Origin of the sequence: Janthinobacterium sp. CG3 (assembly GCF_000344615.1) — a bacterium.
GTDB lineage: Bacteria > Pseudomonadota > Gammaproteobacteria > Burkholderiales > Burkholderiaceae_D > Janthinobacterium.
Window position 1 is genome coordinate 4,471,603 of the sequence record NZ_KB467824.1, and the last position, 13,420, is coordinate 4,485,022.

The following is a 13,420-nucleotide window of genomic DNA, read 5'->3' on the forward strand; positions in this document are numbered from 1 at the left end:
GAAACAGCATGACTTTTGTAAACAATATTTCCATCCTCGGGGCCTTGATCGGCTGTAGCGCCTTCTTCTCCAGCGCCGAGATTTCGCTGGCGGTGGCGCGCAAACTGAAGCTGCAACTGCTGGCCGCCGAAGGCGTGCGCCAGGCCGAGAAGGTGCTGGCCTTGCAGGCCCAGCCGGGGCATTTCTTCACCGTCGTGCAGATTTGCCTGAACGCGGTGGCGATACTCGGCGGTATCTTGGGCGAGGCCTCCTTTCCGCCCTACATCGCGCAATTCATCCGCCAGTTCTACGACGGCGGCGCCGGCGTCGAGACGGCCAGCTTCCTGCTCTCGTTCCTGTTCGTCACCTCGATGTTCATCCTGCTCGCCGACCTGATCCCGAAGCGCCTGGCGATGACCGCGCCGGAGCGGGTGGCGCTGGTGGTGATCGGGCCGATGCTCGTTTGCATCCGCGTGTTCAAGCCCGCCGTGCTGCTGTTCAACGGCTTGGCCAATCTGTTTTTCCGCATCTGCAAGGTGTCGACCGTGCGCAACGACGACATCACCTCGGCCGACGTGGTCGCCATGATCGACGCCGGCGCCCAGGCCGGCGTGCTGCACACGCGCGAACACCACGTGATCGAAAACGTTTTCGAACTTGAGACCCGCACCGTCACCGCGTCGATGACGCAGCGCGACAGTATCGTCTACTTCTCGCTGCACGACGGCATCGACGTCATCAAGCAAAAAATCACCGAGCACCCGCATTCGACCTTTTTGGTCTGCAACGGCGGCATCGATGAAATGGTCGGCTGCGTCAACTCGAAGGACATCCTGCTGCGCCTGCTCAACCAGCGCTCGCTGGCCATCAGCGAGCTGACCATCCGTACCGCGCTGGTGGTGCCGGACACGCTGACGCTGTGGGAGGTGTTGAGCCGCTTCAAGAGCAAGCGCGACAATTTCGCCGTCATCCTCAACGAATACGCGCTGGTGGTCGGCGTGATCACGCTGAGCGACGTGCTCAGTACCTTGATGGGCAATATGGTGAGCCAGTCGGCCGAGGAGCAGATCGTCAAGCGCGACGCCGACTCCTGGCTGATCGACGGCCTGACCCCGGTGCAGGACGTGCAATACGCGCTTGGCATCGGCCACTTCCCGGACGACCAGAACTACGAAACCATCGCCGGCTTCATCATGTACTCGCTGCGCAAGATCCCCAAGCGCACCGACTGCGTGCAATACGCCGGCTACAAGTTCGAAGTGGTCGACATCGATAGCAACCGCATCGACCAGTTGCTGGTGACGCGGCTCGACCCGCTGGCCGGCTGACGGCCGCGCCTGGCTTTTTTGCCGGCGCCGGGGACATCTCCGAAAAATTGCTATCATCGGGCTTGGGCGAAGCTGCGTCGGCCCGACGCGACCACTACACGAAAAAGAACATGACCAGACCTATTCCCACCCCCGCCTATTTCAACGAGTTCGGCGTCGGTACGCTGCCGGCGCATATGGGCATCGTCGTCACCGACATCGGCGAGCGCTCCCTGAGCGCCCAGTTTGTCGTGGCGCCGCACCTGCTTGCGCCCAACGGTTTCCTGCACGCCGGCAGCGTGGTAAGCTTGGCGGACACGGCCTGCGGCTACGGTTGCGTGGCCAACCTGCCCGAGGGCGCGGCCAACTTCACGACGATTGAATTGAAGTCGAACCACCTTGGCACGGCGCGCGAGGGCATGGTGCTGTGCACCGCCACGCTGGCGCACGGCGGCCGTACCACGCAGGTGTGGGACGCGGTGGTGACGGAGCAGGCCAGCGGCAAGACCATCGCGCTGTTCCGTTGCACGCAAATGATTTTGTATCCGCGCTAAGCCGTCGTCGGCAGTATCCATCCGGGAGATGAAGATGATGAAAAAATGGAGCACCTGGGCCGCCGCCGGCCTGCTGCTGGCGTCCTCGCTGGGCATGGCGCAGACGCCGTACAGCGAAGACTCGACGTACCGCGGCCTGGGCGGCAAGGAGGGCATCGACAAGATCGTCGCCAGTTTCCTGGCCTTGGTTCAGCAGGACGTACGGGTCAAGGAAAGCTTTGTCGATTTCGACATGGAGCAGCTGGCCGGGCGCCTGGCCGAGCAGTTTTGCGAATTCAGCGGCGGCCCGTGTAAGTACACCGGCAAGTACAAGGACCGCGACATGGAGTCGTCGCACGTTGATTTAAAGATCACCAACGCCCAATTCAACGCCGTCACCGAGGACTTGCAACTGGCGATGGAGCGCCACGGCGTGCCCAACAGCGTGCAAAACAAGCTGATCGCCAAACTGGCGCCGATGCAGCGCGCCATCGTCACGAAGTAGGCGGCGCTGAAATGGCAACAAACATGAACAAACCTGGTTGGACGCTGAGCCTGCTCCTTTGCCTGCCCGCGGGTCCGTCTTGGGCGGAAGAGGCGTCGCAGACCCGGACCAGCATTGTGGTAATTTCTTCTGGAAAAGAGATCTCCCGCGTTCAGTTTCCAATCGGAATGAAGGGCGTGTATACCATTCACGCCAACCAGGTTGACGACAACGAGAAGACTGGAGTGTTACGGCTCCGCGGCAACGCGCTGATCCATTTCACGCCGGCCGGTGGCAGCGCTGCGGGTCTGGATTTCATCGGGGATGAACTGGTCCTGAGCAAGGAGGTGCTTGACGCCGGAAAGCTCAAGGCCGTCGCGGATCTGGAGGCCATGGACGAAACCGACCAACGTTACCGTGGCACGCAGTCTTTGGACGCCGCTTCATGGGCGCTGCAAACCCAACTCGATTTAGCCAACCTGCGTCGTCTGGCGGAAATTGTCGGGCAATATGGCTGGCCAGGCGCCAGATTCGCCGGTATCAAAGGAAGCCAGAGTGCGTTTTTGGTCTTGCAGCACGCTGATCTGGAAACTCAGCAGAAATATTTGCCCCTCTTCCGCGACGCGGTGAGCAAGAACGACGCCCCGGCAAGCGAGTTGGCCATGTTGGAGGACCGAGTGCGTGTCGGTGCTGGCCAGCCGCAAATTTACGGGACTCAGGTGCGGGATGGCCAACCCGTACCCATCGAAGACGAAGCCAATGTCGACCGTAAACGTGCCGCGGTGGGACTCATGCCTTTGGAGGAGTATATGAAGAAGCTCGGTATACGCTATCAAAAAAATATCAGGCGCGGCGGCGCCGCGCTGACGCACGATGCGCATGGCGGGGGCTTTGCCTGCGGTTGCAAGCAAGCCGCCGGCCAGGCTACAACCGCACCCAATTGCCCTTGTACAGGATCGGTCCGCTCGGTCCGTTCGGGTCCGGCGAGCCGCCCCTTGGCTCCAGGCTGACCGCCAGCAGCGCGACGTCGGCGCCGATGGCGCGCTCGGACAGCGCCAGCCTGACGCCGCCCTTGGCCGCCAGCAAGCCCAGCGAACGCGGATTGCCGCTCTTCGGCACCGCCCACAATTGCAGCGCCTTGTCGTCGGCCACGGCGGCGCCGCCCAGCATGCGCACGTCCAGCGCGCCGTGGCGGCTGTCGGCGGTGAGCACCAGCGCGGTGCGGGCTTGCTCGTCGTTCAGCGTGGCAATGTAGTTGATCTCGGGCGCGTTCAGCGTCGTCGTCACCAGCGCCACCACCAGCAGCGCCGCGACGGCGCTCGAGGCCACTCCCAACGAGCGCCAGAACCTCAGCGACTCGCTGCGCCAGAACTGCCAGGCCGGCGCGGCGCGCAAGCCCAGGCGTTGTTCAATGGCGCGCCAGACCTGGCGCGGCGGCGCCACCGGCGTGGCGAACTCGGCCATGGGGGCGATGCGCTGCTGCCACTCGACGGTGAGGTTGCGCAGGTCGGCGTCCTGGCGCATCCAGCCTTCGAAACGACGGCGCGCGCCGCCCTTGAGCGTGCCCAGCACGTACTCGGCCGCCAGTTTTTGCCGCAATGGCTCGTTGCCGCGGATATTCATCTGGTCTCCCGTTTCGCCAGGCAGGTGCGCAGGCGCTCCAGGCCGCGGCGGATCCAGGTCTTGACGGTGCCGATTGGCAGGGACATTTGTTGCGCCACTTCACTATGCGACAAATCGTGGAAATATGCCAGCGCGATCACCTGCCGGTGCAGGCCCTCCAGCGCCGACATGCAATGTGCCAGCGCCTTGGCGTCGCCACTGATTTGCAAGGCCTCGATGGGCGTCGCTTGGGGATCTTGTAGGGCGTTCATGACTTCGCTATCAAATTGGTCGGCATCGATTTCAACGGTGTCGTCGCTACGGCGCAGCAGATCGAAGGCCTTGTTGCGCACGATCGTCGCCATCCAGGTCATCGGCGCCGCCAGATGGCTTTGGTAGCTGGCGGCGTTGTTCCAGACGGCGACGAAGCCCTCTTGCAAGGCTTCTTCAGCAAGCTCTTGCTTATTCAATATACGCAGCGCGAAGCCAAACAGTTTCGTCGATGTTGCGTCGTAGAGCAAGCGGAAGGCGGCGCCGTCGCGCTGCGCCACGGCGAGCAACCAGGTTTTTAATTGTTGCGGGTCGAGCTGGGGGACGGTGGAGGACACTGCTGGCCTTCGTGGTGTGGACGCGAAACTTGATCGTATACCAACTTCGGCGCGGGCGGCAACACGCATGTGTGGGTAATCGCGCAAATATTGCAATTGCTACTGGAAAGATTTTGCCGTTTCAGTCAAGCTCTTTGGCATGACGATCGACTATTTGGCAAAGGACACTATGCGGCAAGCACATCGTTTGACGGGAATCGGCCGGGCGCTGCTGGCGGGCGCGTTGTTGTGCGCGGGCGGCGCCGCGCAGGCGCAATTACGGCCCGACATGGGAAAATTCCTCGCCACCGGCGGCGTTACCCAGCTCGAGGGCGCCGGCGGCGGCGGCCTGACCCCGTGGGCGCTGATCACCGGCTACGGCAGCCGCGACGGCTATGGCGCGAACGCCCACTACACCGGCGTGCGCACCCAGGACTACGCGCTCGACACCTATGGCGTGGCGGCCGGCGTGGCCGACCGGGTCGAGCTGTCGCTGGCGCGGCAGCAGTTCCGGGGCAGCCTGGCGCCGCTGGACGCCTTGCGCATCGAGCAAGACATCATCGGCGTCAAGGTCAAGCTGGCCGGCGACGCGGTTTACGACCAGGACCGCCTGTTGCCGCAGATCGCCGCGGGTTTGATGTACAAACGTAACAAAGGCGTCGGCGGCCTGGGCGCGCTGGGTGTGAGCAATGTTAAACAATTGGGGGCGAAGGACGACCGCGGCGTCGACTATTACGTCGCGGCGACCAAGATCCTGTTCGAGCAGAGCTTGCTGTTGAACGGCACCGTGCGCGCGACCAAGGCCAACCAGATGGGCATTCTCGGCTTCGGCGGCGACAAGGGCGACAACTACCGGGCGATGGTCGAGGTGTCGGCGGCCTACCTGGTCAACCGCAAGCTGGCCGCCGGCGTCGAGTACCGCCGCAAGCCGCACAACCTGGGCGTGGACGAGGAGAAGGCGTATTACGACGCGTTTGTCGCCTACTTCCCGAACAAGCATGTATCGGTGACGGCCGCGTACGCCGCTCTGGGCGACATCACGGTGTTCAACCCGACCCGCCAGCGCGGTGTGTATTTGTCGTTGCAGGCGGGGTTTTAAATGCCGGGGTCAGGCTCTCATGCCGTTCAGTTGAGGATTGTCGCCGACCTACGGAATCATAACTTAGCGGCCCCAAGGTTACGCTTGTGGATTTAAGGGGGCGCCGGCGCTATCAGCCTTGCAGCGCCTCTTCCAGCAGCTTGTGCAAGGCGGCGAAATCGGGCTCGCCGACGTAGCGCTTGATGATCTTGCCGTGCTTGTCGATGACGAAGGTGGTCGGCGTCAGCGCGACGTCGCCGTACGCTTTGGCGGCGTCGCCGCTGACGTCGATGGCGACCTTGAACGGCAACTGGCGCGTTTCGGCGTAGTTGACGACGTAGTTGGCCGGGTCGTATTTCATCGCGACGGCGACGAATTCCAGGCCCTGCGACTTATATTTATTGTAAGTCTGAACCATTTTCGGCATCTCGGCCACGCAGGTGGTGCACGAGGTGGCCCAGAAATTCACCATCACCACCTTGCCCTGCAGGCTTTGCGGCGTGATTTTTTCGCCTTTGATGCCGATGAAGGTCACGTCCGGCGCGCTGGCGCGGGTGTTCAGCGAGACGTAGGCGGCGACGCCCGCTGCGGCGAGCGCGACGACGGCGATGGCCGGCTTGAGCCAGGACTTGGAGGCGGTGGTGGTGGTGGACATAGAGTTTTCAGGCGAAGTATGCAGCCGATGGGCGGCCAGTATGGAAATGATAGCCCGGCCGGCCTAAGCCCGCCTTAGGGCCGCGGCCGGTCTCCGGGTGGCGCCCTGGTCTTACTTCTCCGCGCTGGCCGAGTCGGGCCGCATCTGCCGCAGCTCGTCTTCGGTGATGTAGTCGAACATCTTGACCACTTGCTGCACGCCGCTCACGCCGCGGGCGATGTCGCCGCCGATGCCGCCTTCGCGCTGGGTCACGCGGCCCATCATGTAGACCGTGCCGCGCTCCGTGACGATCTTAAAGGAGTTGGCCGAGATGGTTTTCATGTCGACCAGGCTGGCCTTGACCTTGGTGGTGATCAGCGTGTCGCTGGAGCGCGAGGTATAGGTCGAGGCCGGACCGACCTGGAGCTCGTTGGCGATGTTGCGCACACCGTCGATGGCGCGCACTTCGCGCTCGACGGCGGCCTTGCTCGCCTCGCTGGGCACTTCGCCGGTCAGCAGGACGCGGCGGTTGAAGCTGGCGATGTTGACGTGGCCGTCCTCGCCGACGATTTTCGGGATGCGCACTTCGCCCTTGACGGCGATGGCCTTGTCCTCGGTCTGCGCGCCCAGGGTGCGCCGGTCCGACGCGGCGACGGTGCTCATGACGGCGCCGCCAATGATCATTTCGACGCAGCCCGACAGGGTGGTGAGCATCGCGCCGCACAACAGTGCGGCCGCCAATGGGCGTTGCATGCGCGACCAGCCAGGGCCGGCGTCCTTGTTAATCATTCTCGTCTCCTCCGAACAACGCGACGTCGATGCCGTCGCAGATGCAGTGAATGGTGGTTAAATGGACTTCCTGGATGCGCGCGGTGCGTTCGGCCGGCACGCAGATATGCACGTCGGCGTCGGTGAGCATCTTGCCGATGGCGCCGCCGCCCTTGCCGGTCATTGCGACCACCCGCATTTCGCGTTCCAACGCCGCCTCGATCGCCGCCATCACGTTGGCCGAGTTGCCCGACGTCGAAATGGCCAGCAGGATGTCGCCGGCCTGGCCGAAGGCCTGCACCTGCTTCGAGAAGATCTCGCGGTAGCTGTAGTCGTTGCCGACGGCGGTCAGGATCGAGGTGTCGGTCGCCAGCGACAGCGCCGGCAGCGGAAAGCGTTCGCGTTCGAAGCGTCCCACCAGCTCGGCGGCGAAGTGCTGGCAGTCGGCGGCGGAACCGCCGTTGCCGCAGGCCAGAATCTTATTGCCGTTCGAGAGGGCGGCGAACATCAGTTCGACCGCCGCCATGATCGGTTGCGCCAATACCGTGGCGGACTGGATTTTGAGTTCGGCACTTTCGTGGAAGTGCGAGATTATGCGTTGATTATTCATAGCTGCCGATTATAGTGCAGGCGCGCGCCGAGGCGTGCAAGCACGGTTAAATATGCTTACACTTCGGCGCTGTCAGGTGTCGATGGCGTTGCGCAGCCAGGACAGCGCGCCGGCGTCGATGGCCACCACGTCGAAGCGGCACGGCGGCAGGGTTTTCAGGCCCAGCAGGTAGACTTGGGCCGCCAGGACCAGGCGTTTGCGCTTGGCCGGCGTGACGCTGGCGGCGGCGCCGCCGTGGCTGGTGCCGGCGCGCTGGCGCACCTCGACGAACACCAGGTCGCCGCGCTCGCGCATGATCAAGTCGATTTCGCCGCCCTTGCAGCGGAAATTGCGCTGCACCAGGACCAGGCCGCGCGCCAGCAGGTGCGCCAGCGCGGCGTCCTCGCCGAGCCGGCCCTGGCGCTGCTTGTCGGTCGGGCGCCCGTTCGGCATGGCCGCCGGCGCTTAGCGGAGCGGCGCCGGCAGCGGCGCCAGCACGCCGTGCTGGTACATGGCGGCCTGCTCGACCCGCTCGAAGCTGGCCGGACCCTGGCCGAAGCTGACCGTCAGCTTGCCGGTGACGCCGTCGAGCTTGAAGCGCGCCGCCGGCTGCAGCGCGATTTCGCGCGCCACCCGGAAGGCGTCGATGCCGAGCGCGTACAGGCGCTCCATGTCGGCGCTCGGGCGGCGCCCGTCGACGGCCAGCGGCTGCGGATAGACCATCACCGCCGGATGGTCGCGCTGCACCTGCCAGGGCAGGTCGAGCAGGCGCACGCCGTCCATCTGCGGCCCCGGCTCGCCGCGGCCGGCGCCGGGGTTCAGCGAAGAGGTCCCGTACATCGGCAGCTCGGCGCCGAGCGCCACGCGCAGCTGGCGCGCCTGGTCGGCGTCCATCGCCACGAACAGCAGCCCGGGCGGGGCGGCCTGCACGCGCGCGCGCAGCTGCACCAGTTCGGAGTCGCTGAGGTAGCCGTTGAGCGCCGTCATGTCGACGCTCTCGGCGCTGCGCCCCTGGCGTTGCCACTGGGCGGCGAAGGCGCTGGCGATGCGCTTCTGCCACGGCGCGCCGGCCGACAGGATCAGCGCGGCGCCGGCCGCTTGCTCGTTGGCGGCCCAGGCGGCGGCCTGGCGCGCCTCGTCTTCGATCGACAGGCCCATCGCCAGCATCGCCGGCGGCAGCGTCGCGCCGCCGGCGCTGCCGCGCCCTTCCGGATAGTTCAGCGCGATGGTCGGCTTGCGCACCAGCGCGCTGGCGGCCACCGCCGTGACGGCCGAGCGCGCCAGCGGGCCGACCAGGATGTCCTGCTGCTCCTGGGCCTGGGCGTAACTGGCCAGCACGTCCTGGGGCGCCTCGCCGGTGCCGATGACGCTGACGACGAAGCCGTCGCGGTCGCGCTCGTAGGCGGCCATGAAGCCGGCGCGCAGCGATTCGGCGGCCTGGCCCAGCGTTTCCGAACGCAGTGGCAGCAACAGCGCGATACGGATCGGCGCGCCGCCGCGCGCCGCGCCCGGGGCGGCGGCGGCCGGCGCCGGCGAGGCCGGCGTGGCCGGCGCGTCGGGCGCGGCGCCCGGGTCCGGGCTGTCGACGCTGAAGGTCTCGGGCGCCGGCTCGGGTGCCGGCTGCGGTTCCGGCCGCGGCGCCGAAGCCGGCGGCGCGGGCGCCGGCGCGCTTGTAATTGACGAGATTGGCGCGCACAATCGGCCGGGCGCGTCGCACGGCGTGCTGCACGCGCTTATCATTCCGATTGCCGTACTGAGCAGCAGTACCTTCACACTATTAGCAAGCATCCAAGCCCCCATGACCGTACAAGAATCCAGTTCCATCGCCAGCCTGCCCGTCATTGCCGAGGCGGCACTCCAAGCCTATCCTATCTCAACATTGTACGTAGTGGCGACCCCGATCGGCAATGTCACCGATATTAGCCTGCGCGCGCTGCACGTTTTAAGCCTGGTCAACGCGGTCGCCTGCGAGGATACCCGCAACACCGCGCACCTGATGACCCGCTTCGGCCTGAACAAGCCGCTGATCGCGGCGCACCAGCACAACGAGCGCGAAGTGGCCGAAGTGCTGATCGCGCGCCTGCTGGCGGGCGAGCGCATCGCGCTGGTGTCCGACGCCGGCACGCCGGCCGTCTCCGACCCGGGCGCGCGCATCGTCGACGCGGTGCGCGCGGCCGGCCTGCGCGTGCTGCCGCTGCCGGGCGCCTCGGCGGCCATCACGGCGATTTCGGCCAGCGGCCTGCTGAACGACCAGTTTTACTTTGTCGGCTTCCTGCCGGCCAAGGCCAAGCAGCGCGAAAACGTGCTGCACAGCCTGCGCACGGTCAGCGCGACGATGGTGTTCTACGAGGCGCCGCACCGCATCCTGGAGTGCGCCGGCGCGTTGGCGGCGGCCTTCGAGCCAACCCGCCAGGTGGTGTTCGCGCGCGAGCTGACCAAGATGTTCGAGGAAATCCACCGCTGCCCGCTGGCCGACGCCGTGGCCTGGATCGGCGCCGACCCGCACCGCGAAAAAGGCGAATACGTGGTCTTGCTGGAGGGCGCGACCGAGGCGCAGGACGCCGAAGAGGCCGAGGCCGAGCGCATCCTGGCGATCCTGCTGGCCGAATGCAGCGTCAAGCAGGCGGCCGGGCTGGCCGCGCAAATCACCGGGCGCAAGAAGAACGCGCTGTACGACCGCGCCCTGCAAATGAAGGCCGACGCCGGGGAATAGCCGGCGGCGCCGGCGGTTGGCGGCGCGGGCGCGCGCGCAATGAACGGCAACCGCTTTGCGCCAACAATTCTTGGGGCGGAGCCCTTGACCGAATTCGATATGGCCTGTATTATCTTGGTCTTCGGAGTGTAGCGCAGCCCGGTAGCGCACCTGGTTTGGGACCAGGGGGTCCAAGGTTCGAATCCTTGTACTCCGACCAGAATTGGAAGTAAAAAGAAAGACTCAACAGCTTCTGGCTTTTGGGTCTTTTTTTTATTCGCCGTCGACATCGCCAGGCGCGACGCCCGCCCTGCCCGGTTCTGCCGCGTCGATGCGTAGAATTGCTCGGCGAACGACATGGCGGCGGCGTCGATCGCACAGCGACCTTTGCGAATCATCCGCATGAGTTCGGCGCCGGCAAGAACACCTTGGCAGCCGTCCGCGCATTGCAATCACGCGGCGAGCTGGGTCGTCGTCAACGAGGCGAAGGGAGTCACGCGGTCGACGCTGGCGAAATTAAATAATAAACTATAATAATAATTCTTCGCAGCAAACATGTTTCGACTAATTTCCATGCGAGCTCCCTGTCGATGCACGCTCTCTTACTGCTGGCCATGCTGGTATTGGCCAACGCTTCCGCACAAGCCATCGAACCGGCGTGGCACGATTTCGACGTTGGCGTCAGTGACGAGCTGGGCTTTGGCAGCGAGCGCGTTGCGCTGTTGCTGCGCGCGACAGTCAATGGAAGGAACTGCCATGTCCAGCTCGATACCGGGGCCAGCATAAGCATCCTGTGGCACAGCCAGAGGCCCGCCGGGGCCCCGCCCCGTCCGGTCCGCGTGACACTGCGGGTGGGCGATGTCGAGCGCGAGATTGAGGCCGACGCGGCAAATTTGGGGCCACTACAGGGCCAGGCGTGCGCCGGGGTGCTTGCGACTGTAGGGAACGCCTTCTTCGACCATGGCACCCTGACGGTGGACCTCGGCGGCGACCGGTTCGCGTTCGCGGCTGGGTCAAACTTGGGGAAAGATCCCGCCGCCCAGCCAATGCGCTACTTGCGTTCCGGCACGGAGGGGGGGCACCCGCTAGTCGATGTCGTTCTTGATAATGGATTGCGTGGTCAAATGTTGCTCGACACGGGGGCCGCCAGGTTTGGTCTGGCCGCACTCAACGCGACGCAGTGGGAAGCCCTGTCGGGCGGATTGCCGCTCAAAGTCAACGACCGAGTCCGGGCATTCAATGCGACCAACGCCAAGGATGTCGAATCGTCCGCCTGCTACGAGGCGGTGGTTGCCGGGCACATGACTGTTGCCGGGAAAAACCTGCGCCAGGCCTTGGTTTCATACTGCCAGGTGCGCAAATTTCAACTGTCCGAGCCACTGATCGGCGTCCTTGGATTGCGCCCATTGGCGGGTCGCTGCGTGGTGATCGACTACGTTGGGCAGCGCTGGCTGCTGAGCGACTGATTTCCCGCCCGTCTCCGACCTGACGCTTGTGTCTGCGGGCCATCTTTTCGATGAACGCCAGGAAGCGCGCTACCCACCGGTTGATCGACGAATGATCCACCGATACGCCGCGCTCATCCATCATCTTTTTGAGAGGACGGTAGCTCAGCGGGTAAACCCCATACCAGCGGATGCACGCCAAGCCGTCCGCGGCTGGCTTTTACTCGCCGTCCCAGTAGTCGAGCGAGACGCCCTGCTTGCCGATGATGCGTCGGCCCTGCCCGTCCATCACGCTGTATTTTCCAGAGTCAGGGAACTCGGCGATTTCCGGCGCCATCTGCGTGCTCACGGCCATGTAGCGCAGTTCGGCGTCGCTGGTGTTGATGAGCTGGTGCGCGGTCTCGGCGCCGCCGGCCGGGCAGGCGACGATGTCGCCGGCGCGCAGCGGGTAGCGGCGCTCGCCGATGCGCAGCTCCCCGCTGCCGGCAATCACGAAGAACATCTTCTCGTTGACGCGGTGGTTGTGGAAGGGGAAGGCGCGCATGCCCGGCGCCAGGCTGATGACGTTGTAGCCGAGTTGGCGCGCGCCCAGCTGCGCGCCGACCATGGCGATGCGCGGCGCGTAACGTTGCGCCGCCGCGCCGCTGGCGGCGTAGGCCGCCGGCAGCGCTTGCAGCTCCAGTTCGTCGAGGTTGATGATGGGACGGGTCATGGCGTTCTCCGGGTTCCGCTGTTTCCGATGGACCGATTATAGAAGGCCGCTTTATAAAGAAAAATAGCGGCAATCGTAATACACTGTTCGATCAAATTTGACAGTGCGAGGCCTTTGTATGGTTAACCTGAACCGGCTGCAATCGTTCATCGGCATCGTCGAGACGGCGTCTTTCACCAAGGCCGCCGAGCGCCTGGGCACCAGCAAGGCAATGCTGAGCTTTCACCTGAAGCAGTTGGAGGCGGAACTGGGCGTGTCGCTGATCGCCCGCACCACGCGGCGCCTGGCGCTGACCGAGGCGGGCGAGCGCTTCTACGCCGACTGCGTGCGGGTGTTGCGCCAGGCCGAGGCGGCCATCGACGCCGCCCGCAGCAGCCACCAGACGCTGAGCGGCACCTTGCGCGTGACGTCGACGGCGGAATACGGCGCGCGCTTCGTGGTACCGGCGCTGGCCGCCTTCGCCGCCGGGCACAGCGCCTTGCAGGTCGATTTTTCGGCCTCGCCGCAGCCGGCCGACCTGATCGCCCAGCAGTTCGACGTGGCGGTGCGGCTGGGCCGCCTGGGCGACTCCAGCTACCGCGCCGCGCTGGTGACGCGCTATCGGACCATCGCGGTGGCGACGCCGGCCTACCTGGCGCGCCAGCCGCTGCCGCGCACGCCGGACCAGCTGGGCCGGCTCGACGCCATCGTCCACGCGCGCTTCGAGGGCGGCTTGACGTGGACCGGGCCGGACGGACGGGAATGGGTGACGCAGCACGCCAAGGGGCGCATCGTCGCCGACAACGCCGCCGCCATGCTCGGCTTCGCGCTAAGCCATTGCGGCGTGACGCTGCTGCCGCACTGGCTGGTGGCCGACGACGTCGCCGCCGGCCGTCTGGAGCAGGTGCTGGCCAATTACGCGCTGCCCGAGCAGGGCGTGTTCGCGGTGTATCCGCACACCCCGCACGTGCCGGCGAAAGTGCAGCGCTTCATCGCTTTTTTGCGCGAGTTTGTCGCGGCTTAAAAAGAAC

16 protein-coding genes, 1 tRNA gene and 1 pseudogene are annotated in these 13,420 nt (G+C 65.2%); 9 read left to right on the plus strand and 9 right to left on the minus strand.

Annotation, left to right across the window (positions count from 1 at the left end; translation table 11 throughout):
- The first annotated feature begins 8 nt into the window (after positions 1-8).
- The 4 genes from JANGC3_RS0119880 (at position 9) to JANGC3_RS32865 (ending at position 3,313) form a co-directional block, all read left to right on the plus strand.
- Entirely contained in the window at positions 9-1,307 is a 1,299-nt protein-coding gene (locus JANGC3_RS0119880; RefSeq protein WP_035787843.1) for a hemolysin family protein, read from the plus strand.
- Between the two features lie 110 nt (positions 1,308-1,417).
- Positions 1,418-1,840 (plus strand): PaaI family thioesterase, encoded by a 423-nt coding sequence (locus JANGC3_RS0119885; RefSeq protein ID WP_026133234.1) that lies wholly within the window; start codon positions 1,418-1,420, stop codon positions 1,838-1,840.
- Positions 1,841-1,874: 34 nt separating this feature from the next.
- Entirely contained in the window at positions 1,875-2,324 is a 450-nt protein-coding gene (locus JANGC3_RS0119890; protein WP_035788857.1) for a group I truncated hemoglobin, read from the plus strand.
- A 23-nt stretch (positions 2,325-2,347) separates the two neighbouring features.
- Complete coding sequence (locus JANGC3_RS32865; RefSeq protein WP_157406768.1) at positions 2,348-3,313, plus strand: DUF6624 domain-containing protein; 966 nt, start codon at positions 2,348-2,350, stop codon at positions 3,311-3,313.
- Here the strand turns inward: JANGC3_RS32865 and JANGC3_RS0119905 are convergent.
- Positions 3,228-3,926, minus strand: a complete 699-nt coding sequence (locus tag JANGC3_RS0119905; RefSeq protein ID WP_017878252.1) for an anti-sigma factor — start codon at positions 3,924-3,926, stop codon at positions 3,228-3,230. The two genes, JANGC3_RS32865 and JANGC3_RS0119905, sit on opposite strands and share 86 nt — an antisense overlap.
- The gene (locus tag JANGC3_RS0119910) at positions 3,923-4,465 is read right to left on the minus strand and encodes a sigma-70 family RNA polymerase sigma factor (protein ID WP_017878253.1); all 543 of its coding nucleotides are present in this window, start codon (positions 4,463-4,465) and stop codon (positions 3,923-3,925) included. Before JANGC3_RS0119910 ends, JANGC3_RS0119905 begins: the two co-directional genes overlap by 4 nt.
- 217 nt (positions 4,466-4,682) lie before the next feature.
- On the opposite strand from JANGC3_RS0119910, the gene JANGC3_RS0119915 reads away from it, so the two are divergent.
- Positions 4,683-5,591: a DUF3034 family protein gene (locus JANGC3_RS0119915; RefSeq protein WP_051068397.1), complete on the plus strand. Its 909-nt coding sequence runs from the start codon at positions 4,683-4,685 to the stop codon at positions 5,589-5,591.
- A 112-nt stretch (positions 5,592-5,703) separates the two neighbouring features.
- Here the strand turns inward: JANGC3_RS0119915 and JANGC3_RS0119920 are convergent, their stop codons facing one another.
- The 5 genes from JANGC3_RS0119920 to JANGC3_RS0119940 all read right to left on the minus strand — a co-directional run bounded on the left by JANGC3_RS0119920 (position 5,704) and on the right by JANGC3_RS0119940 (position 9,301).
- On the minus strand, positions 5,704-6,225 hold the full coding sequence (locus JANGC3_RS0119920) for a TlpA family protein disulfide reductase (protein WP_017878255.1): 522 nt from the start codon (positions 6,223-6,225) through the stop codon (positions 5,704-5,706).
- A 111-nt stretch (positions 6,226-6,336) separates the two neighbouring features.
- Complete coding sequence (locus JANGC3_RS0119925; protein WP_017878256.1) at positions 6,337-6,993, minus strand: BON domain-containing protein; 657 nt, start codon at positions 6,991-6,993, stop codon at positions 6,337-6,339.
- Positions 6,986-7,582, minus strand: a complete 597-nt coding sequence (locus JANGC3_RS0119930) for a phosphoheptose isomerase (RefSeq protein WP_017878257.1) — start codon at positions 7,580-7,582, stop codon at positions 6,986-6,988. Before JANGC3_RS0119930 ends, JANGC3_RS0119925 begins: the two co-directional genes overlap by 8 nt.
- A 72-nt stretch (positions 7,583-7,654) precedes the next feature.
- Complete coding sequence (locus JANGC3_RS0119935; protein WP_017878258.1) at positions 7,655-8,014, minus strand: YraN family protein; 360 nt, start codon at positions 8,012-8,014, stop codon at positions 7,655-7,657.
- Positions 8,015-8,026: 12 nt separating this feature from the next.
- Positions 8,027-9,301 (minus strand): penicillin-binding protein activator, encoded by a 1,275-nt coding sequence (locus tag JANGC3_RS0119940; RefSeq protein WP_157406770.1) that lies wholly within the window; start codon positions 9,299-9,301, stop codon positions 8,027-8,029.
- Between the two features lie 58 nt (positions 9,302-9,359).
- Here JANGC3_RS0119940 and rsmI point away from each other — a divergent pair, with 58 nt between their 5' ends.
- The 3 genes from rsmI to JANGC3_RS32870 all read left to right on the plus strand — a co-directional run bounded on the left by rsmI (position 9,360) and on the right by JANGC3_RS32870 (position 11,719).
- Entirely contained in the window at positions 9,360-10,274 is a 915-nt protein-coding gene (rsmI, locus tag JANGC3_RS0119945; RefSeq protein WP_026133237.1) for a 16S rRNA (cytidine(1402)-2'-O)-methyltransferase, read from the plus strand.
- Positions 10,275-10,396: 122 nt separating this feature from the next.
- Positions 10,397-10,473: transfer RNA gene (locus JANGC3_RS0119950), tRNA-Pro, on the plus strand.
- Between the two features lie 370 nt (positions 10,474-10,843).
- Complete coding sequence (locus JANGC3_RS32870) at positions 10,844-11,719, plus strand: hypothetical protein (RefSeq protein ID WP_017878261.1); 876 nt, start codon at positions 10,844-10,846, stop codon at positions 11,717-11,719.
- Between the two features lie 66 nt (positions 11,720-11,785).
- Here the strand turns inward: JANGC3_RS32870 and JANGC3_RS33910 are convergent.
- Positions 11,786-11,900 (minus strand): annotated as a pseudogene (locus JANGC3_RS33910) (IS6 family transposase); the annotation flags it as partial.
- An 18-nt stretch (positions 11,901-11,918) separates the two neighbouring features.
- Entirely contained in the window at positions 11,919-12,410 is a 492-nt protein-coding gene (locus tag JANGC3_RS0119965; protein ID WP_017878262.1) for a cupin domain-containing protein, read from the minus strand.
- Positions 12,411-12,528: 118 nt separating this feature from the next.
- Between JANGC3_RS0119965 and JANGC3_RS0119970 the strand changes: the two genes are divergently transcribed.
- On the plus strand, positions 12,529-13,413 hold the full coding sequence (locus JANGC3_RS0119970; RefSeq protein WP_017878263.1) for a LysR family transcriptional regulator: 885 nt from the start codon (positions 12,529-12,531) through the stop codon (positions 13,411-13,413).
- Positions 13,414-13,420: the final 7 nt, after the last annotated feature.